This is a genomic window from Bradyrhizobium sp. HKCCYLRH3097, from assembly GCF_051167875.1.
In the GTDB taxonomy this organism is placed as follows: Bacteria; Pseudomonadota; Alphaproteobacteria; order Rhizobiales; family Xanthobacteraceae; genus Bradyrhizobium.
In genome coordinates this window covers 117,186-136,109 of sequence record NZ_JBNPTX010000004.1, presented here as the reverse complement: position 1 = coordinate 136,109, position 18,924 = coordinate 117,186, and the positions used below count along the sequence as shown (strand labels likewise).

Annotated in this window: 15 protein-coding genes; 7 read left to right on the top strand and 8 right to left on the bottom strand. The window is 66.7% G+C overall.

Going from position 1 to position 18,924, the window contains the following annotated elements; all coding sequences use genetic code 11:
* Positions 1–16: 16 nt before the first annotated feature.
* Positions 17–409 carry an MAPEG family protein gene (locus tag ACQR0U_RS12145; protein ID WP_315717072.1) on the top strand — a complete coding sequence of 131 codons (393 nt, stop codon included), beginning with the start codon at positions 17–19 and terminating at the stop codon, positions 407–409.
* Between the two features lie 59 nt (positions 410–468).
* Here the strand turns inward: ACQR0U_RS12145 and ACQR0U_RS12140 are convergent, their stop codons facing one another.
* Complete coding sequence (locus ACQR0U_RS12140) at positions 469–1,656, bottom strand: ABC transporter substrate-binding protein (protein ID WP_316173258.1); 1,188 nt, start codon at positions 1,654–1,656, stop codon at positions 469–471.
* Between the two features lie 323 nt (positions 1,657–1,979).
* On the opposite strand from ACQR0U_RS12140, the gene ACQR0U_RS12135 reads away from it, so the two are divergent.
* The 5 genes from ACQR0U_RS12135 to ACQR0U_RS12115 all read left to right on the top strand — a co-directional run bounded on the left by ACQR0U_RS12135 (position 1,980) and on the right by ACQR0U_RS12115 (position 6,771).
* The gene (locus tag ACQR0U_RS12135) at positions 1,980–3,542 is read left to right on the top strand and encodes an AMP-binding protein (RefSeq protein WP_315717069.1); all 1,563 of its coding nucleotides are present in this window, start codon (positions 1,980–1,982) and stop codon (positions 3,540–3,542) included.
* Positions 3,543–3,633: 91 nt separating this feature from the next.
* Complete coding sequence (locus ACQR0U_RS12130; RefSeq protein WP_316171997.1) at positions 3,634–4,383, top strand: CBS domain-containing protein; 750 nt, start codon at positions 3,634–3,636, stop codon at positions 4,381–4,383.
* A gap of 12 nt (positions 4,384–4,395) precedes the next feature.
* Positions 4,396–4,701, top strand: coding sequence for a c-type cytochrome (locus ACQR0U_RS12125; RefSeq protein ID WP_315717067.1), 306 nt, complete (start codon positions 4,396–4,398; stop codon positions 4,699–4,701).
* 338 nt (positions 4,702–5,039) lie between these two features.
* On the top strand, positions 5,040–6,422 hold the full coding sequence (locus ACQR0U_RS12120; protein WP_316165647.1) for a sensor histidine kinase: 1,383 nt from the start codon (positions 5,040–5,042) through the stop codon (positions 6,420–6,422).
* Positions 6,409–6,771, top strand: a complete 363-nt coding sequence (locus ACQR0U_RS12115; RefSeq protein WP_315717065.1) for a response regulator — start codon at positions 6,409–6,411, stop codon at positions 6,769–6,771. Before ACQR0U_RS12120 ends, ACQR0U_RS12115 begins: the two co-directional genes overlap by 14 nt.
* A 227-nt stretch (positions 6,772–6,998) precedes the next feature.
* Here the strand turns inward: ACQR0U_RS12115 and ACQR0U_RS12110 are convergent, their stop codons facing one another.
* From ACQR0U_RS12110 to ACQR0U_RS12095, 4 genes are all read right to left on the bottom strand, one after another.
* A complete protein-coding gene (locus ACQR0U_RS12110; protein WP_434843356.1) occupies positions 6,999–8,954 on the bottom strand; it encodes an acetyl/propionyl/methylcrotonyl-CoA carboxylase subunit alpha in 1,956 nt (651 codons plus the stop codon).
* Between the two features lie 17 nt (positions 8,955–8,971).
* Positions 8,972–10,588, bottom strand: coding sequence for an acyl-CoA carboxylase subunit beta (locus tag ACQR0U_RS12105; protein WP_316185575.1), 1,617 nt, complete (start codon positions 10,586–10,588; stop codon positions 8,972–8,974).
* Between the two features lie 140 nt (positions 10,589–10,728).
* Positions 10,729–12,324 (bottom strand): AMP-binding protein, encoded by a 1,596-nt coding sequence (locus ACQR0U_RS12100; RefSeq protein ID WP_316171977.1) that lies wholly within the window; start codon positions 12,322–12,324, stop codon positions 10,729–10,731.
* Between the two features lie 119 nt (positions 12,325–12,443).
* Positions 12,444–13,310, bottom strand: coding sequence for a 3-keto-5-aminohexanoate cleavage protein (locus tag ACQR0U_RS12095; protein WP_315767746.1), 867 nt, complete (start codon positions 13,308–13,310; stop codon positions 12,444–12,446).
* Positions 13,311–13,496: 186 nt separating this feature from the next.
* Here ACQR0U_RS12095 and ACQR0U_RS12090 point away from each other — a divergent pair, with 186 nt between their 5' ends.
* Complete coding sequence (locus tag ACQR0U_RS12090; protein ID WP_434843323.1) at positions 13,497–16,079, top strand: cation-translocating P-type ATPase; 2,583 nt, start codon at positions 13,497–13,499, stop codon at positions 16,077–16,079.
* Here the strand turns inward: ACQR0U_RS12090 and ACQR0U_RS12085 are convergent.
* The 3 genes from ACQR0U_RS12085 to ACQR0U_RS12075 form a co-directional block, all read right to left on the bottom strand.
* Positions 16,049–16,840, bottom strand: coding sequence for a helix-turn-helix domain-containing protein (locus ACQR0U_RS12085; RefSeq protein ID WP_315827916.1), 792 nt, complete (start codon positions 16,838–16,840; stop codon positions 16,049–16,051). The genes ACQR0U_RS12090 and ACQR0U_RS12085 overlap by 31 nt on opposite strands.
* 177 nt (positions 16,841–17,017) lie before the next feature.
* Entirely contained in the window at positions 17,018–17,674 is a 657-nt protein-coding gene (locus ACQR0U_RS12080) for a glutathione S-transferase family protein (protein WP_316200609.1), read from the bottom strand.
* Positions 17,674–18,843: an acyl-CoA dehydrogenase family protein gene (locus ACQR0U_RS12075; protein ID WP_315717058.1), complete on the bottom strand. Its 1,170-nt coding sequence runs from the start codon at positions 18,841–18,843 to the stop codon at positions 17,674–17,676. Before ACQR0U_RS12075 ends, ACQR0U_RS12080 begins: the two co-directional genes overlap by 1 nt.
* Positions 18,844–18,924 lie beyond the last annotated feature (81 nt).

Sequence of the window (18,924 nt, the reverse complement as noted above, 5' to 3'; positions counted from 1 at the left end):
TCAGGGGGAACCGCGCATGTATCACTTCACCGCACTCGTCACCGTGCTCGCGCTCATGCTGTATTTCTACATGGGGGTCCGCGTCGCGCAAGCGCGCGCCAGGTTCGGCGTCAAGGCGCCGGCCGTCACCGGCAATCTCGATTTCGAGCGCACCTATCGCGTGCAGGTGAACACGCTGGAATGGATGCCGATCTTCCTGCCGGCGCTGTGGCTGTTCGCGATCTATGTCAGCGACCCGATCGCGGCCCTGATCGGCCTCGTCTGGATCGCGGGTCGCGCGATGTACATGGTGTCCTATGCGAAGGCCGCGGAGAAGCGCGGCCCCGGTTTCGGCGTGCAGGCGCTCGCCGCATCCGTACTCCTCGCCGGCGCGCTGATCGCCATCCTGTGGCGGATGCTGCACGGCTGATTGCTGCACCCATCGCCGTAGTCCCGGCTTTCGCCGCGACGACGGCGATGGTGTGACGATCACTTCGTCAGCGGACAGCCGCTCTCCTTGGCGGTGAAGAACGCCTTGTCGCCGGGCACCGTGGCGAGCTGCTTGTAGTAGTCCCACGGCTTCTTCGATTCCGACGGCTTTTTGACCTCGAACAGGTACATGTCGTGGACCATGCGACCGTTGGCGAGCACCTTGCCCTGCGCGAAGGCGTCGTCGACCGGCAGCTCCTTCAGCTTCGCCGCCACCGCGTCGGAGTCCTTGGTTCCGGCGGCCTTCACCGCCTTCAGATAGGACAATGTCGCGGAATAGGTGCCGGCGTGGATCATGCTCGGCATCCGGCCGGTGCGCTTCATGAAGCGCTCGCTGAAGGCGCGGGACTTGTCGTCGCGATCCCAGTAGAAGCCTTCGGTGAGGATCAGGCCCTGCGCCGCCTCCAACCCGAGACCATGCACCTCGGACAGGGTCATCAGCAGGCCGGCGAGCTTCTGCCCGCCCTTGACGATGCCGAACTCGGCCGCCTGCTTGATCGAGTTGGTGGTGTCGAGGCCGGCATTGGCAAGCCCGATGATCTTGGCCTTCGAGCTCTGCGCCTGCAGCAGGAAGGAGGAGAAGTCCGACGAGTTGAGCGGGATGCGCACCGAGCCCAGCACCTTGCCGCCCTTCGACGTCACGATGTCGCTGGTGTCCTTCTCCAGCGCATAGCCGAAGGCGTAGTCGGCGGTCATGAAGAACCAGGTATCGCCGCCGGATTCGACCAGCGCGCCGCCGGTGCCGACCGCGAGCGCGCGGGTGTCATAGGCCCAGTGGAAGCCGTAGGGCGTGCAGGCATCGCCCGATATGCGCGAGGTCGCGGCACCGACGACGATGTCGATCTTCTTCTTCTCCTTCGACAGATCCTGGATCGCCAGCGCGACCGAGGAGGTCGTCAGCTCGGTGATCATGTCGACACCCTCGGTGTCGTACCAGCGCCGCGCGATCGACGAGGCGAGATCGGGCTTGTTCTGATGGTCGGCGGTGACCAGCTCGACCTTCTGCCCCAGCGCCTCGCCGCCGAAATCCTCGATCGCCATCTTGGCCGCTTCGACGGAATATTTGCCGCCGTAGTCGGCATAGACGCCGGACTGGTCGTTGAGGATGCCGATCTTGACCTGCGCCGACGCCGGCGCCGCCGCCAGCAGCGCACCGACGGCCGCAAAAGCCAGCAAACCCGATTTCATATGGTCTCTCCCCGCATGTCTTGGTCTTGAGATGTCATTCGTTGGAATGCGCGCTCATGTTATGCCAGAACCCCGGCCACGCCCATCCCTTCCCGCCTCAGCCAATCGGCTGACAGCCATGTTGAGAGACGCAGGCTCCTCCGCTACATTCGCGTCCAAACAACGAGCCGTCCCGCCGGGATGGTGCGCAGGGAAGGAAACCGCCTGGACGCGTGAGGCAGCACCGTCTGCATCGCGTCGCCATGCCGAGGTGCCGCGGCAGGCGCCTTCCTCCCGCCTGCGCGCCGCGCCGCGGCGAGCTGCGCGCATCGGCAGGAGGACACATGTACACCGGCAAGCACGCCCGGCTGCGCCCATTGCAGCCTGCCTTCATCATGGCCTCGACCGGCGAGGCGGTGACCTATCGCGAGTTGGAGGCGCGCAGCAACCGGCTGGCGCATCTGTTCCGCCAACGCGGCCTGAAGCGGCTCGACCACTATTCGATCTTCATGGAGAACAACAGCCGCTATCTGGAGGCGTGCGGCGCCGGCGAGCGCTCCGGGCTGTATTTCACGTGCGTGAACTCCTATCTCACGCCCGGCGAGCTGGCCTACATCCTCAATAACAGCCGGTCGCGGCTTCTGATCACCTCCCTCGCCAAGCTCGACGTCGCGCGCGAGGCGCTGAAGGAGGCGCCCGACATCGAGCTCTGCATCGTCGCCGATGGCCGACGGGACGAACTTGGCGAGAGCGAGCGGATCGTCGGCCTCGCCGAGGCCACGGCCGGCCTGCCGGCGACGCCGATCGCCGACGAATGCGTCGGCACCGCGATGCTGTACTCCTCCGGCACCACGGGCCGGCCGAAGGGCATCCTGCGGCCGCTGCCCGAGCAGCCGCCGGTTCAGCAGCTTCCGATCTTCGACTTCTTGGAAAGACTGTGGCGCTACCGCGAAGGCATGATCTACCTCTCGCCGGCGCCGCTCTATCACTCCGCGCCGCAGGCCGCGGTCAACCTCACCATCCGCGTCGGCGGCACCGCCATCATCATGGAGACGTTCGACCCCGAGCGCTACCTGCAACTGGTCGAGCAATGGGGCATCACGCATACGCAATTGGTGCCGACGATGTTCTCGCGCATGTTGAAACTGCCGGAAGAGATCCGCACGCGCTATGATCTCTCCTCGCTCGAGGTCGCGATCCATGCCGCCGCGCCCTGCCCGGCACAGGTCAAGGAGGACATGATCAGATGGTGGGGGCCGATCATCCACGAATATTACGGCGCCACCGAAGGCCTCGGCTTCACCGCCTGCGACAGCGCGGAATGGCTCGCGCATCGCGGCACCGTCGGCAAGGTGCTGTTCGGCGACCTGCACATTCTCGATGAGACCATGCAGCCGTGCCCGACAGGAACGGCCGGCACGGTGTGGTTCAAGACGGGATCGCCGTTCGAGTACTTCAACGACCCCGAGCGCACCAAGGAGGCCCGTTCGGCCGACGGCAGCATGAGCACCGTGGGCGACGTCGGCTATGTCGATGCCGACGGCTATCTCTATCTCACCGACCGCGCCACCTTCATGATCATCTCCGGCGGCGTGAACATCTACCCGCAGGAATGCGAGAACCTGCTGATCACGCATCCGAAGGTCGCCGATGCCGCCGTGTTCGGCGTGCCCAACCCCGATCTCGGCGAGGAGGTGAAGGCGGTGGTCCAGCCGATGTCGGGCATCATGCCTGGGCCCGAGCTGGAAGAGGAGCTGATCGCGTTCTGCCGGCAGTCGCTGTCGCGGCAGAAGGTGCCGCGCTCGATCGATTTCGAGAAGGAGCTGCCGCGGCTGCCGACCGGCAAGCTCTACAAGCGCCTGCTGCGCGACCGCTATTGGGGCAACAAGACGTCAAGGATCGTATAGGGCGGCACGACCTCGGATTGATCCTGGTCAAGCGCGCGCGGTGCCGCGCAGCTATTCTCCGCCAATTGCGATCGCAGCACGAGACGACGACATGCGCGCTCATCAAATCATGACCAGATCCGTGATCGCGGTGACGCCCGGAACCCCGGTGGCCGAGGCAGCGCGGATCATGCTGCGCAACCACATCGGCGGGCTGCCTGTGGTCGACGCGTCCGGCACGCTCGTCGGCATGGTCACGGACGGTGATTTCCTGCGCCGCGCCGAGCTCGGCACCGAACGCAGGCAAGGCCGCTGGCTCGACCTCCTGGTCGGCCGCGGCCGCATCGGCGCCGACTTCGTCCATTCCCACGGCCGTACGGTTGGCGACATCATGAGCCAGCCTCCTGTCACGGTCAGCGTCGATGCCAGCCTGGCGGAGATCGCCGAGATCATGGAGAAGCGCAACATCAAGCGTCTCCCTGTGATGAGTGGCGACCGGTTGGCCGGCGTGGTGACCCATACGGATTTCCTGCAAACCGTGGCCGACCTCGCCACTGCCGTTCCAGGCCCCACCCCTGACGATGACGGGATCCGCAACGCCATCCTCGATTCACTCGACCAGGCCGCCTGCAAGCATTGCCGCTTCAACGTCGTCGTCCGCAACGGCATCGCGCACCTCACGGGCGCGGTGCGCAACGAGAAGGAGCGGGCCACGGCGATCGTGGCGGCCAAGAGCGTCCAGGGCGTCAGGAACGTGCGCGACCACATGTGGGTCTATCCGCCGCCAGAGGACGAGTTCGGCGGCGGTGACATCGTCTCGCTGCAGGACCAGCCGTCGACCGACGACGACCAGCCGCTGTGAGGAGAGCCGAGCGTGCGACGTGCCTCCGTACCATCGCTGCTGCTGCTGGTCCTGTTGTCCGCCCCGGCGGCCGCCGAGGATCTCGATCACGGCCGCCAGCTCGCCGAGCGCTGGTGCGCCGCCTGCCACGCCGTGGCCACAGAGCCGACCAAGTTCCGGCGCGCCCGGCCGTTCGTCGCCATCGCGGCCAGGGATGACGTGACGAAGGAGATGCTGGCCAAGTTCCTCCTGCTTCCCCACGCGACGATGGCCAACAATCCGCTCAGTGCGAATGATGCGGCCGACCTGGCAGGCTACATCCTCAGCCTGAGGAAGTAGTTGATGCGACATTCGCCAATGGGTTGAGCCGCCCCCCCCCCCCCCGGTTGGCGGCGTCCGGATGCAAGCGGACCCCTGGCGCCGAACGTTCGGCGGCAATTTAGCAGGATCTCCTGGAACAAAACGCCCATGCCTGCGTTCTCCGTGTTCGCCGTCGTGAGCTGGAGCACGTCGCACGGCCCCAAGGGGGTCTGCTGACGGCAAATCGTCCTGTCCTCGTTGCCGGAAAAACCAACAACAAGCAGCGATCGAGATAGCCCTTGCATTTGTACACAAACAAGTTGGTAATCCGGTGCACGGCGTCTTCTCTGCCGACCTGTTAGCAAGGAGCCTGCGACGTGCACGGAATGCCCGGCGCCTCCCCCGCCCCACGCGTAACCGACGACGATACGGCCTATCTGGCGGCGATCGTGGAGTCCTCGGCCGACGCCATTGTCGGCACCACCGCCGACGGCGTCATCCGCAGTTGGAACGCGGCCAGCGAACGGATGCTGGGGTTCACCGCGGCCGAAATGATCGGCAGATCCGTCTCCGAGATCATCCCCCCCGAGCTGGCGGAAGAAGCGAGCGCCTTGCGCGCCAGGGTCAACGCGGGCGAAGCGATCGAGAGCTTCGAGACCGTCCGGCTGACCAAGCAGGGACGCCCGATCGAGGTCTCCATCACGTTTTCGCCGATCCGCAGCAGCACCGGCGTGATTGTCGGCATCTCCAAAGTCATCCGCGATGTCACGCTGTCGAAGAAGACCGAGCGTGCGGCGGCGATGCTCGCGGCCATCGTCGCCTCGTCCTCGGACGGCGTCGTCAGCAAGACGCTGGACGGCACGATCACCAGCTGGAACAAGAGCGCCGAACGCATCTTCGGCTTCTCGGAAGGCGAGATGATCAACCGCTCGATCCGCACGATCATCCCGCAGGAGCGCCAGGCCGAGGAGGACCGGATCCTCGCCACCGTCCTATCCGGCGCGATCATCGACAATTTCGAGACCATCCGGCTGCGCAAGGATGGGGCGCTCATCGACGTGTCGGTGACGGTCTCGCCGGTCCGGGACTCCAGCGGCCGCATCATCGGCGCCTCCAAGATCGTGCGTGACATCACCGACAAGCGCCAGACAAGGGAGCAGTTGCGCACCTTGCTGGCCGAGGTGAACCACCGCAGCAAGAACCTGCTGTCGCTGGTGCAGGCGATCGCCCGGCAGATGACCCGTCACGGCCGCCAGCTCGACCTCAACCGCTTTCTGGAGCGCCTGCAGGCGATCGCGAGCAATCAGGATCTCCTGATCCAGAACGATTGGCGTTTCATTCCACTCGGCGGCCTGGTCCGCTCGCAGCTCGGGGCGTTCAGCGACTTGATCGGCGACCGCATCGCGATCGACGGGCCGCCGATCGAGCTGACGCCGGAGGCCGCGCAGTCGATCGGCATGGCAGTCCACGAGCTCGCCACCAACGCCGCCAAATATGGTGCACTGTCGAACGACGAGGGACGGATCGCGGTCCGCTGGACGCGCATCGACGACAGCTTCGACATGACCTGGGTCGAAAGCGGCGGACCTGAGGTCGCGCCGCCGGAGCACACCGGCTTCGGCAGCCGGGTGATTTCCGATCTGGTACGCGCCGGCCTGGATGGAACGGTCGAGGTCGAGTTCCTGCCGACCGGACTACGCTGGCACCTGAGGTGCCCCCTGCAACGCCTCTGCCGCGACCGTCATCATGCGCGACAGTGAGAAGACTCATCTCCTGATCGTCGAGGACGATCCCATGATCGGCTTCGACCTCGCGGTCGAGCTCGAAGCCGCCGGATTCACGGTCGTCGGCGTGGCGGCGACCGTGCACAAAGCCCTCCATCTGCTGGAGCGGAATCACTGCGATCTCGCCGTGCTCGACGTCAATCTCGGGCAGGAAACATCGGCGCCGATCGCGCGCGCTTTGGTCGCGGCCGGCGTGCCCTTCGTCGCCGTCACCGGCTATTCCGTCGATCAATGCCCGGAAGAATTCGCCACGGCACCGCTGCTGTCGAAGCCGTTCCAGACGTCGCGGCTGGTAGCCGCACTGAAGCGGCAATTGCATCAGTGAAGTCTGTTGCAGCGGGAGACGAGCTTCCGCGTGACGTGGCTGCAGCGGTTGCATCTTCGAGACAAGCCGACCTCTCCCCGCAACTGCCAGCGCAATCGCTTGTGGCGGTCTCCGTCTTTCGACCGTCTGTTTCCACGTCGTCATGGCCGGGCTTGTCCCGGCCATCCACATCGACGTCGCGCCCTGAAAGGACGCAGGCAGGCAACTCACGCCCACCTGCCCGACGGTCAGGCCGCAATCTCCGCCACGATCCGCCCCGTCGTCACCTGGTCGCCCTCGGCGACCTCGATCGCGGTCACCGTTCCGGCGATGCCGGCGGTGTGGACGTGCTCCATCTTCATCGCCTCGAGCGTCACCACCGGCTGTCCCACAGCCACGCTGTCGCCCGGCTTCACCAGCACCGCGACCACACGACCATTCAACGCCGCGCGAACCCTGCCATCACCGCCGCCAGCGGCTGAGGATTGCGGCCTCGCCAACGTCACGTCGCGCAGCGCCAGCGTCTGGTCGCGATGCTGGACGAACAGCCGATCGTTGTCGCGGACGAAGCGCGCGCTCTCGACGATCTCGGCGTGACGAACGCGGATCGCATCATCCGTGAGCGACACGATCTCGAAGCGATGCTCTGCATCGCCACGCGTCACGCGATAGATTCCGTCACGCTCGCGCAGCAGCTCGCACTCGGCCACCTCACCGGCGATCTCGAACCGGAGCGGCGTCGCGAAGGCTGCCGCGAGCGAGCGGCCGCGGCGGACGGGATGCGCGAGCGGATGGCTGACGGAGAGCAGCAACGCACCCAGCGCGAGGTCTGCCGCTTCGACCGCCGGCGCACGCAGCTCGTCACGATGCGCCGCGATGAATGCGGTGGTCGCCTTGCCCGCGGAGAAGGCCGGATGCCGCAGGCAGGACATGAGGAAGGCCCGGTTGGTCGGGACGCCCAAGGCAACGGCCTGCTCCAATCCGGCGATCAGTCTTGCGCGCGCCTCCTCACGAGTCGCAGCATGGCTGATCAGCTTGGCGATCATCGAATCGTAATGGGGCGGGATGTCCGCGCCGGACTCCAGCGCATGCTCGACCCGGATCGTCCCGGGCATCTGCCACAGCGTCATCCGCCCGGACTGCGGCATGAAGTCGTGCGCCGCATCCTCGGAGCACAGTCGCACCTCGATCGCGTGCCCCGAGAAGCTGATCTGCTCCTGGCGCAACGGCAGGGGCTCGCCGGCGGCGATGCGCAATTGCCATTCGACGAGATCGAGTCCCGTCAGTGCCTCTGTCACGGGATGCTCGACCTGCAGCCGCGTGTTCATCTCCATGAAGTAGAATTGGCCGTCGCCGTCGAGCAGGAATTCCAGGGTGCCCGCGCCCTCATAGCCGAGCGCCTTCACCGCCTGCACCGCCACGGCGCCCATGCGCGCGCGCAGCTCCGGCCCGACCGCGGGCGACGGCGCCTCCTCGATCAGCTTCTGGTGCCGGCGCTGCACCGAACAGTCGCGCTCGCCGAGATGGATGGCATTGCCGTGCCGATCGCCGAACACCTGGATCTCGATGTGGCGCGGATTGGCGATCGCCTTCTCCAGGATGACGGTGCCGTCACCGAACGCGGCGGCCGCTTCGGAGCGCGCACTGCGCAGCAAATCGGGGAACGCGCCGGCGTCTGTCACGAGCCGCATGCCGCGGCCGCCGCCACCGGCGACGGCCTTGATCATTACCGGGAAACCAATGCGGCGCGCCTCGCGCAGCATCGCGTCGTCGCCCTGGTCCTCCCCCTGATAGCCGGGTACGCAGGGCACACCGGCGCAACTCATGATCACCTTGGCGCCGGCCTTGTTGCCCATCGCCTTGATCGCCTCGGGCGATGGCCCGATGAACACCAGACCGGCCTCCTTGCACGCTTGCGCAAAATCCTCGTTCTCGGCGAGGAAGCCATAACCGGGATGCACGGCATCCGCGCCCGTCGCCTTTGCGGCGGCAATGATCGCTGCGATGTTGAGATAGGACTGTGCCGGCGGCGGCGCGCCGATGCGGACCGCCTGATCGGCGAGCCGGACATGCGGCGCCTCAAAATCTGCATCGGAATAGACTGCGACCACACCGTAGCCGAGCCGGCGCGCGGTGCGCATGACCCGCAAGCCGATCTCACCGCGGTTGGCGATCAGCACCTTGTGGAACGGCCTGCGTTGCATTCCCGTCATCTCTCCGCTCATGGCCTGGACACCGAGAACTGCATGCGCTGCGGCTGCCGCGCTTCCGCCTCGCGGCAGATCGCCAGCACCTCCGACAGCACCGCGCGGGTGTCGCGCGGATCGATCACGCCGTCGTCGAGCACGCGCGCCGAAGTCGCAAACACGTCCATCTGGCTGTCGAACACGCCGATGATCTGCGCCTTCATGGCGTCGAGCTTCTCGCGTTCCACCGGCTTGCCGCGGCGCGCTGCGGCCGCTTCGGTCACGATCGCCATCGTCTCCGCCGCCTGCTCACCACCCATCACGGCGGTCTTGGCGTTGGGCCAGGAGAAGCAGAAGCGCGGGTGGAAGCCGCGGCCGCACATGCCGTAATTGCCCGCCCCGAACGAGGCCCCGCAATAGATCGTGATCTGCGGCACGGTCGCCGACGTCACCGCCTGGATCATCTTGGAGCCGTGTTTGATCATGCCGGCCTCCTCATAGGCGCGGCCGACCATGTAGCCGGTGGTGTTGTTGAGATACAGGATCGGTGTGCGCGTCTGGCAGCAGGCCTGGATGAAGTGCGTCGCCTTGTTGGCGCCCGCCGGATCGAGCGGGCCATTGTTGGTGACGATGCCGATCGCCTGGCCCTCGATGCGGGCATGGCCGCACACCGTCGCAGGCCCGTAGTTCGGCGCCATCTCGACGAAGTCACTGTCGTCGACGATGCGCGCAATGACCTGGCGCATGTCGACGGGGCGCTTGTGGTCGAGCGGCATGATGCCGAGCAGCTCCTCCTGATCGTAGCGCGGCGGCTGTACCGGCGACGACTCCTGCGATGGCCGGTCCCAGTTGAGCTTGCCCATGATTTCGCGCGCGATGCGCAGCGCGTCGCGATCGTCCTCGGCGAGATAGTCGCCGAGCCCGGAGATCGAGGTGTGCATCTCGGCGCCGCCGAGCTCCTCCTCGGTGGCGATCTCGCCGGTCGCGGCCCTCAACAGCGGCGGCCCGGCGAGGAAGGCACGGGTGCGTCCGCGCACCATCACGATGTAGTCGGACAATCCGGTCTGATAGGCGCCGCCCGCGGTCGACGAACCATGCGTCACGGTGACGACCGGAAGGCCCGCCGCCGAGAGCCGCGCCAGATTGCGAAAGATGTTGCCGCCGCGGACGAAATCCTCGACGCGGTAGCGCAGCAGGTTGGCACCGGCACTCTCGACCAGTTGCACGTAGGGCAGCTTGTTCTCCAGCGCCAGCTCCTGCACGCGCAGGGTCTTGTCGAGGCCGTAAGGCTGCAGCGCGCCGGCATCGATGCCGGCGTCGTTCGCCGAGACCATGCAGCGCACGCCGGACACGAAGCCGATGCCGGCGACGACGCCGCCGCCCGGCACACTCTTGGCCGGGTCCGGCGTATCGAACATGTAGCCGGCAAGCGTCGATAGCTCCAGGAACGGCGCGCCGGGATCGAGCACCAAGGCGACGCGCTCGCGCGGCAACAACTGGCCGCGCTGATGGAAGCGCTCCTTTGCCGCCGCCGAGGCATTGCGCGTGCGCGCCTCGAGATCGCGCATCCGCGCGATCAGGTCGAGCATGCCGTCACGGTTGGCTTGGAAGGCCGCGCCGGCGGGAGAGATGGTGTTGTCGATCACTGCCACGAACGAGGTTCTCTCTTTTGGCCGTCATTCCGGGGCGCGCGGAGCGCGAGCCCGGAATCCATACTCCCGATGGTGATTATGGATTCCGGGCCTGGCCCTTCGGGCCATCCCGGAATGACGGCGGAAGTCGTTGATACGGCTCACGCGCTCTTCGCGAAATGCTCGCCATAGGCCTGGCGCAGCTCGACCTTGCGCAGCTTGCCGGTGGCCGTCATCGGCATCTCCTCGAGCACCCGCACCAGCTTCGGCACCTGGAAGCCGCCAAGCGAATTGCGGCAGTGCTCGAGCAGCTCGGTCTCGCTGGCCCGCGCGCCGGGCTTGAGCTTGACGAAGGCCGAGACGGCCTCGCCCCATTGCGGATGCGGCAGGCCGACGACGGCGGCATTCTGCACCGCCGGATGCGCCAGCAGGGTCTCCTCGATCTTGACCGAGGCGACGTTCTCACCGCCGGACTTGATCATGTCCTTCTTGCGATCGAGGAACAGCACCTCGCCCTTGTCGATGACCGCGAGGTCGCCCGTGTGGTGCCAGCCGAACTTGCGGGCGTCCTCGGTCGATTTCGGATCCTTGTAGTAGCCCAACATCACGTTGGGCCCGCGATGCACCAGCTCGCCGATCTCGCCGGGCGGCAGCAGATTTCCGGCATCGTCCATGATGGCGGTCTCGTTGACGAACAGCGACTCGCCCCAGTAGTTGCCGAAGCGGTCGAGCTGGACCTCGGGCCGCGACATCGTCGTCGCCGGATACATCTCGGTCTGACCGCTGGTCAGCGCGAAGTTCGGACACAGCTCCTTGATCGCGCGCTCCAGCAGCGGCCGGCCCATCGGCGCCATGGTGTAGAGGCAGGTGCGCAGATGCGAAAGATCGAACTCCTTCCGCCGCGGATGATCGAGGATGGCTTGGTACATCAGCGGCAGACCGACGAACACGGTCAGCCGATCGCGTACGATCGCCTCCATGCAGGCGACCGGGTCGAAGCCGCGCATCAGCGCCATGCGGCCGCCGACCGAGAGATAGCTGAGCAGCAGCACGTGACCGGCACAGTGGAACAGCGGGAACTGCCCGGTGATGCCGTCGTCGCGCGAGAGCTGCATCTCGATGCAGTTGCTCATGACGGCCATCACCACGGCGAGGTGACAGTGCATCGCGCCCTTCGGCCGCGACGTCGTGCCCGACGTGTAGATGATCATCGCGAGATCGCGATCGTTGATCTCGATCTCGGGCTCGACGTCCGAATGCCCCTGGATGAGGTCGGCGAAGCTGGCAAGCCCCGCGGTCCTCGCCGTGCCGGTGAGATCGACGGCGACCAGCTCGACGCCGCGCTGTTCCAGCGCCGCCCGCCGCTCCGGCTGCGCAAACAGATTGTCATCGACGAGCGCGAAGCGCACCTCGGCATGGCCGAGGATGTAATCCATGTCGGCGGGCCCGAGCATCGTATTGATCGGCACCCAGACGAGACCGGCGCGATGGATGCCGAACAGCGCTTTGACGAACTCGATCGAGTTGTTGCAGACGGTCGAGATCTTCTCGCCCGGCTTCAGCCCCTTGGCGACGAGATGGTTCGCAAACCGGTTGGCATCGCGCTCGAGCTCGGTGAACGTCACCTGACGGGCGCCATCGGTGATCGCCACCCGCTCGGGAAAGCGGCGCGCCGCGCGCTTCAGGAGGTCGCCGATCGCAACCCGGCCGATGCGGCCGGGACCGGACACGCCGCCGGTGGCGTCGAGATTGGTCATTGGTCTGTTCCCTCCCCATTCACGTCATTGCGAGGAGCCGAAGGCGACGAAGCAATCCAGGGCGTCGTGCAGAACTCTGGATTGCGTCGCTGCGCTCGCAATGACGGCGTCTGCCTGCGTCAGTTCACCGTGCCGAACATCTGCCGCGCCTCGGCCGGGCTTGCGATCTCGCGGCCGGCGCGCCGCGCGCACGCCGCGATGGCCTCGATCAGCTGGCCGTTCGAGGTCACCTTGGTGCCGTCGGCGAGATAGAACGTGTCCTCCAGCCCGGTGCGGAGATGGCCGCCGAGCTCGGCGCAGCGCTGGTGCAGCGGCCAGATCTCCGCCCGGCCAATTGCCGTGACTTGCCAGTGCGCTTCCGGCAGCTTCAGCTTGAGCAGGATGGGCAGCAGCTCGGGATCGGCCGGCATGCCGGACGCGACGCCCATCACGAAGTTGTATTCGAGCGGGCCGTCATACATGCCGGCCTGGCGATACATGCCGACGCAGCGGACGATGCCGACATCGAAGCATTCGAATTCCGGGATCGTGTGCGCGTCCTTCATCGCGGCGAGATAGTCCTGGATCTTCTCGACCGAGTTGTCGAACATCATCGGCGGCCAGGCCCAATTGTTGTCGGCCTTGACCTTCAGATAGTTCAGCGAGCCGGCATTGCAGGCCGCGATCTCCGGCCGGGTTTGCCGGATGCAGTCGAGCGCGCCTTGATAGTTCGGTCCCGACACGCCCGAGGTGTGATTGATGATCACGCCGGGACAGGCCTCCCGGATCGCCTGCTGGATCTCGCGGGAGACGTCGACGTCCCAGGACGGCAGATGCCCCTTGCCCGGCGCCTGCTGGCGCAGATGGATGTGCATGATCGCAGCACCCGCGTCATAGGCGCGCCGCGCCTCGCGCGCCATCTCCTCGGGCGTGACCGGCACATGGTGCTGCCTGGGATCGGTGAGCACGCCGTTCAGCGCGCAGGTGATGACGGCTTTGTCGCTCATGGCACTCGTTCGATGGGCTGCGCGCAGGCGGCGCTGTGCTGACAGGGTCCGTATATGACGGCCGCACGCCGGGATCTGCTTGCGTTGACTCGCTGGTGACATGCGGCGCAACCGGATATTGCTTTGCATCAAGTCCGCGGCCGGAAACGGCGCTAAGCGGTTCCTGCTTCTCCTCACGGGCGTGCAATGTCGATCGACCCACAACCTGCGCCGATGTTTCCCAATGGCTTGAGCGCGGCGGAGGCAGCGCGCCGGCTGCGGACGGAAGGCTTCAACGAGCTGCCGCAGCCGGGCTCGCGCTCGATCCTGCGCCTCGTCGCAGACGTTCTGAAGGAACCGATGCTTCTCCTGCTGCTGGGCGGCGCCGGCATCTATCTCGCGCTGGGCGACGCGGCGGAAGCGATGCTGCTCGGCGTGTTCGCCTCGGCCTCCGTCTTCATCACCATCGTGCAGGAGGCGCGGACCGAGCGCGTGCTGGAATCGCTGCGCGACCTGTCAAGCCCGCGCGCCCTGGTGATCCGCGACGGCGAGCGCATCCGCATCGCCGGCCGCGAGGTGGTGCGCGGCGATCTCATCGTGCTGGCGGAAGGTGATCGCGTCGCAGCCGATGCGGTGCTGCGGCAATGCGACGATCTGCTGACAGATGAATCGTTGCTGACAGGCGAATCCGTGCCGGTGCGCAAGCGGCCGGCCGCCGGCGAAGCGATGGACGCGGCAACCGTGGCCGGCGGCGACGACCAGCCCTTCGTGTTCTCCGGCAGCCTGGTGGTGCGCGGCGGCGGCATTGCCGAGGTGATGGCGACCGGGCCGCACACGGCGATCGGCAGGATCGGCCAGTCGGTGACCGCCTTGGAGACCGAGACGCCGCGGTTGCGGCAGCAGACCCGGCGCCTGGTGCTGGCGTTCGCGATCGCCGGCGCCATCGTGGTTGCGGTCACGGTCGTGCTCTATGCGGTGTACCGCGGCGGCTGGCTGGAGGGAATCCTCGCCGGCATCGCGCTGGGCATGTCGATGCTCCCGGAGGAATTCCCGGTGGTGCTGACGGTGTTTCTGGCGATGGGCGCCTGGCGCATCTCGCAGGCGCGGGTGCTGACGCGGCGCGCTTCGGCGATCGAATCGCTCGGCGCCGCCACCGTGCTGTGCACCGACAAGACCGGCACGCTGACGCAGAACCGCATGATGGTGGCCCGGCTGGTGCTGCCGGACGGCGGCGCGCTGCAGCCTGCGACGGCGACGCCGGATGCCATCACACCGCCCTTCCGCGATCTCGTCGCCACCGCCGTGCTCGCCTGCGACCCGCAGTCGCATGATCCGATGGAGCAGGCGCTGCACGCGCTCGGCGCCGACGCCACCGCGGGCGCCACGTTGCAGCGGCGCTACGGTCTGCGCCCCGACCTGCTGGCGATGACCAACGTCTGGTCGCGCGACGGCGCCGGCGTCGCTGCGGCCAAGGGCGCGCCGGAAGCGATCGCATCGCTCTGCGGCGTCGATGGCGGCGAGCTGGCGGCGCTGCAGGCGCGCGTCGAGACGCTCGCCGCCGAGGGCCTGCGCGTGCTCGGCGTCGCCCAGGCGAGCTGGAGCGGCGAGGCGCTCCCCGACACACAGCAGGACTTCGCGTTCTCGTTCCGCGGTCTCGTCGGCTTCGCCGACCCGCTGCGTCCGGAGGTGAAGGATGCCGTCGCCGAGTGCCGCTCCGCCGGCGTCCGCGTCATCATGATCACCGGCGACTATCCCGCGACGGCCACCGCCATTGCGCGGCAGGCCGGGATCGATCCCGAGCGCGTCATCGCGGGCCCCGAGCTTGCCGATCTCGACGACGACGCCCTGGCGCTTGCGGCGCGCGCGCCGACGGCGTTCGCGCGCATCATGCCGGAGCAGAAGCTGCGCATCGTCACCGCGCTCAAGGCCTGTGGCGAGATCGTCGCGATGACCGGCGACGGCGTCAACGACGCGCCGTCGCTCAAGGCCGCGCATATCGGCATCGCGATGGGCGGCCGCGGCACCGACGTCGCGCGCGAGGCCTCGGCGATCGTGCTGCTCGACGATGATTTCGGCTCGATCGTCAAGGCGATCCGGCTCGGCCGGCGCATCTACGACAATCTGCGCAAGGCGATGAGCTTCATCCTCGCCGTGCACTTTCCCATCGCCGGGCTGGCGCTGCTGCCGCTCGTCACGGGCCTGCCGCTGCTGCTCGGACCCGTACACATCGCCTTTCTCGAAATGATCATCGATCCCGTCTGCTCGCTGGTGTTCGAGGCCGAGACCGAGGAAAGCGACATCATGCGGCGGCCGCCGCGCGATCCGCAGGAGCCATTGCTGCCGCGGCCGCTGGTGCTGTGGGGGGCGCTGCAGGGCATCCTGGCGATGCTCACCACGGGCGGCGTCCTGCTGCTGGCACACCGCAACGGCATGCCGGACGACGAGCTCCGCGCGCTGGTGTTCTTCACCCTGGTGTCGGTGATCGTCAGCCTGATCTTCGTCAACCGCTCGTTCTCGAGCTCGCTGCGCGAGGCGCTGCTGCGGCCGAACCGCATGCTGCTGCTGGTGATCGGCTTCGTCGTCGCCGTGCTCGCGACCAGCCTGACGCTACCCGCCGCCGCGGCGCTGTTCCGGTTCGGACCGCTGCACGCCGACGATCTCGCCCTGACCGCGACAGCCGCGCTGACCACGCTGATCCTGCTCGAACTGTCGAAGTTCCCACTGCGCGCCGCGCTCGCGCGGCACGCAGCCAGGAAAGGTCAGGTCAAGGCGACCTCGCCGGCGCGGTAGATCGCGAGATCGCGCGAGCCGGAGAAGATCGCGCGCGGCTTCAGCCCGTAGAAGCGGCGGATCGAGTGGCTGAAATGCGTGGAATCCGGATAACCGATGTCCTGCGCGAGATGCGCCAGGTTGAGGTCCTGGTTGGCGTAGTTGAGCAGATGCCGCGCGCGCTTCCAGGCGCGGAACGAGCGGAAGGAGATGTCGGTCTCCTCCTTGAACAGATGCAGGAAGCGCGACGTCGAGAGCCCGACGGCGGCGGCGCAGCTCTCGGCCGTGGCCGGCTCGCCGGAGAAGCGGCTGATCAGGCCGATCGCCTTGACCACGCGGGGATCGAGCGTCCGCTGCGGCAGCACCTCGCCGAAGCACAGCCGGTCGAACACGGCGCTGGTGACGTCGCCGCTCAGCGGCCGCTGCACCAGCTCCTCATAGGCGGCGCGGATGCGGCCAGCATAGGCCTCCGCCTCGCGGGTGACCTTGCTCGCGAAGCGATCCAAGGTGCCGATCGGCACGCTCTCCGGCTCGATCGTTACGACGATGACGGTCCGATAATCACTCTCGATCGTGTGCGGCCTGTTGGGCGGCACGACCAGCAGCTCGCCGCGACGCTCCTCGCCGCCGTCGGGAATCAGCCGCAGGCTGCCGGTGAGCGCGACGTAGATATGGCACGCGCCCGAGCAGCGCTGGCGCGGACGGCCGAGCAGCCCGGCGTAGAAGACTCGCTCGGGCGTGATCAGCATGAGATGGCCGGAGTCCCGGCGGGTCACATCCATGGTCTTCCTCCTGAGGCGCGGCTCTGTCGGCCGCTTCTTTGGAGAAGAACCATAGCGCAATTCGCGCCCCTGTCATCGGCGACGATTGCCGATTTTTGTCGCGGTTAACTCACCGATCCGAGATGATCGTCATTCCGGGGCGCGCGTGAGCATCGCCCCGGAATGACGTGCCCAAAGCTACGGCCTTACCCGCGGCTCGATGCCCTGCTCCACGCCCGCACGCTGCTCGGCGGCGCGTGCCCGCTGATAGCCCTCGCGCTGCTGCAATCGCACCCAATAGGCAGCCACATTCGGCCCAAAATCCTTGGCGAGCCCAAGCGTGTCTGCGAGACGCAATGCATAGCCGATCACGATGTCGGCCGCGGTGAAACGACCCGCGCACAAGAACTCGGCATTCGCGGTCGCTGCCTCCACGGCGCGCAGCCGTCCCAGGAACCACTTGGCATAATCCGTGGCGACCTGCGGCGAGCGACGCTCTTCCGGCTCGAGCTGAGTGTATCGCAATACCAGCGTCTGCGGGAACGTCAGCGTGGCGTCGGAGAAATACATCCAGTTCAGGAACGCGCCGTAGTCCTTTTCCTCAGGCCCGACCATCAGCAGCGTCGGGCCGTGCTTGATGCCGAGATAATGGCAGATGCCCGAGGACTCCGTCATCTTCGTCTCGCCGTCGATCATGAACGGGATCGTGCCGAGCGGATTGATCGCCAGATACTCCTTCGCCAGCACCCGCGGCGGGAACGGCAGCATCTTCAACTCGTAGTTAAGTCGAAGCTCTTCCAGCATCCACAACGGGCGAAACGAGCGGGCGCCGTCGCAATGATACAGCGTGATCATCAGGCGCTCCCGGCTTTGCCGGTGCCGGGCAAAGTCCCCATCATCTTGCACAGGATGGTCAACATGACCTCGTCGGCGCCGCCGCCGATCGAGCTCAGGCGCGAATCGCGATAGGCGCGGCTGACCGGGGTCTCGTTCATGAAGCCCATGCCGCCCCAATATTGCAGGCAGGCGTCGGTAAGCTCGCGGCCGAGCCGGCCGGTCTTGAGCTTCACCATGGTCGCGAGCCGCGTCACGTCCTCGCCGGCGATCAGCGCCTCCGCGGCCTGGTAGGTCAGCGCGCGCAGCAGCTCGACCTCGGTCTGCATTTCCGCGAGCTTGAAATGGACGACCTGGTTGTCGAGGATCGAGCGACCGAAGGCCTTGCGGTTGCGCGTGTACTCGATGGTCGCGTTGATGATGGACTCATGCGCCTTCAGGCAGGCGGCGCCCGCCCACAGTCGCTCCTCCTGGAACTGCATCATCTGATAGGTAAAACCCTGCCCCTCCTCGCCGATGCGGTTGCGCTTGGGCACCCGGACGTTGTCGAAGAAGATCTGCGCGGTATCCGACGAGCGCATGCCCATCTTGTCGAGCTTGCGCGCGACCTGCACGCCCTTGCTCTTCATCGGCACGCAGATCAGCGACTTGTTGCGATGGACAGGTCCGTCGCTGGTGTTGGCGAGCAGGCAGATGAAATCGGCCTGGGTGCCGTTGGTGATCCACATCTTGCCGCCATTGATGACGTAGTCGTCGCCATCGCCGCGCGCCTGGGTCTTGATCGAGGCGACATCGGAGCCCGCGCCGGGCTCGGAGACGCCGATGCAGGCGACGTAGTCGCCTGAGATCGCGGGCGCCAGGAACTCCTTGCGCACCTCGTCGGAGCCGAACCGCGCCAGCGCCGGCGTCGCCATGTCGGTCTGCACGCCGATTGCCATCGGGATCGCGCCGCAATTGATGGCGCCGAGCTCTTCCGCCATCATCAGCGCGTAGGAATAGTCCAGCCCCTGGCCGCCGAACTCGACCGGCTTGTTGAGGCCGAGAAAGCCGAGGTCACCGAGCTTCTTGAACAGCTCATGCGCGGGGAAGATGCCGGCTTCCTCCCATTCGTCGACGTGAGGATTGATCTCGGCGGCGATGAACTTCTGCAGGATGCGGCGCGGTTCGTCGTGGTCGGCGGAGAAGAGCATGTTTCATTCCCTGTCATTCCGGAGCGATCGCGAGCGACCGAACCGGGAATCTCGATATGGTCTCATTTGACTGAGTCACGC

What these genes read in the sequence shown, in the direction of transcription:
- ACQR0U_RS12115 (WP_315717065.1), top strand. Translation starts at nt 6,409, where the DNA reads ATGCGCGACAGTGAGAAGACTCATCTCCTGATCGTCGAGGACGATCCC.
- ACQR0U_RS12145 (WP_315717072.1), top strand. Translation starts at nt 17, where the DNA reads ATGTATCACTTCACCGCACTCGTCACCGTGCTCGCGCTCATGCTGTAT.
- ACQR0U_RS12110 (WP_434843356.1), bottom strand. Translation starts at nt 8,954, where the DNA reads ATGCAACGCAGGCCGTTCCACAAGGTGCTGATCGCCAACCGCGGTGAG.
- ACQR0U_RS12090 (WP_434843323.1), top strand. Translation starts at nt 13,497, where the DNA reads ATGTCGATCGACCCACAACCTGCGCCGATGTTTCCCAATGGCTTGAGC.
- ACQR0U_RS12075 (WP_315717058.1), bottom strand. Translation starts at nt 18,843, where the DNA reads ATGCTCTTCTCCGCCGACCACGACGAACCGCGCCGCATCCTGCAGAAG.
- ACQR0U_RS12130 (WP_316171997.1), top strand. Translation starts at nt 3,634, where the DNA reads ATGCGCGCTCATCAAATCATGACCAGATCCGTGATCGCGGTGACGCCC.
- ACQR0U_RS12135 (WP_315717069.1), top strand. Translation starts at nt 1,980, where the DNA reads ATGTACACCGGCAAGCACGCCCGGCTGCGCCCATTGCAGCCTGCCTTC.
- ACQR0U_RS12095 (WP_315767746.1), bottom strand. Translation starts at nt 13,310, where the DNA reads ATGAGCGACAAAGCCGTCATCACCTGCGCGCTGAACGGCGTGCTCACC.
- ACQR0U_RS12085 (WP_315827916.1), bottom strand. Translation starts at nt 16,840, where the DNA reads ATGGATGTGACCCGCCGGGACTCCGGCCATCTCATGCTGATCACGCCC.
- ACQR0U_RS12080 (WP_316200609.1), bottom strand. Translation starts at nt 17,674, where the DNA reads ATGATCACGCTGTATCATTGCGACGGCGCCCGCTCGTTTCGCCCGTTG.
- ACQR0U_RS12140 (WP_316173258.1), bottom strand. Translation starts at nt 1,656, where the DNA reads ATGAAATCGGGTTTGCTGGCTTTTGCGGCCGTCGGTGCGCTGCTGGCG.
- ACQR0U_RS12100 (WP_316171977.1), bottom strand. Translation starts at nt 12,324, where the DNA reads ATGACCAATCTCGACGCCACCGGCGGCGTGTCCGGTCCCGGCCGCATC.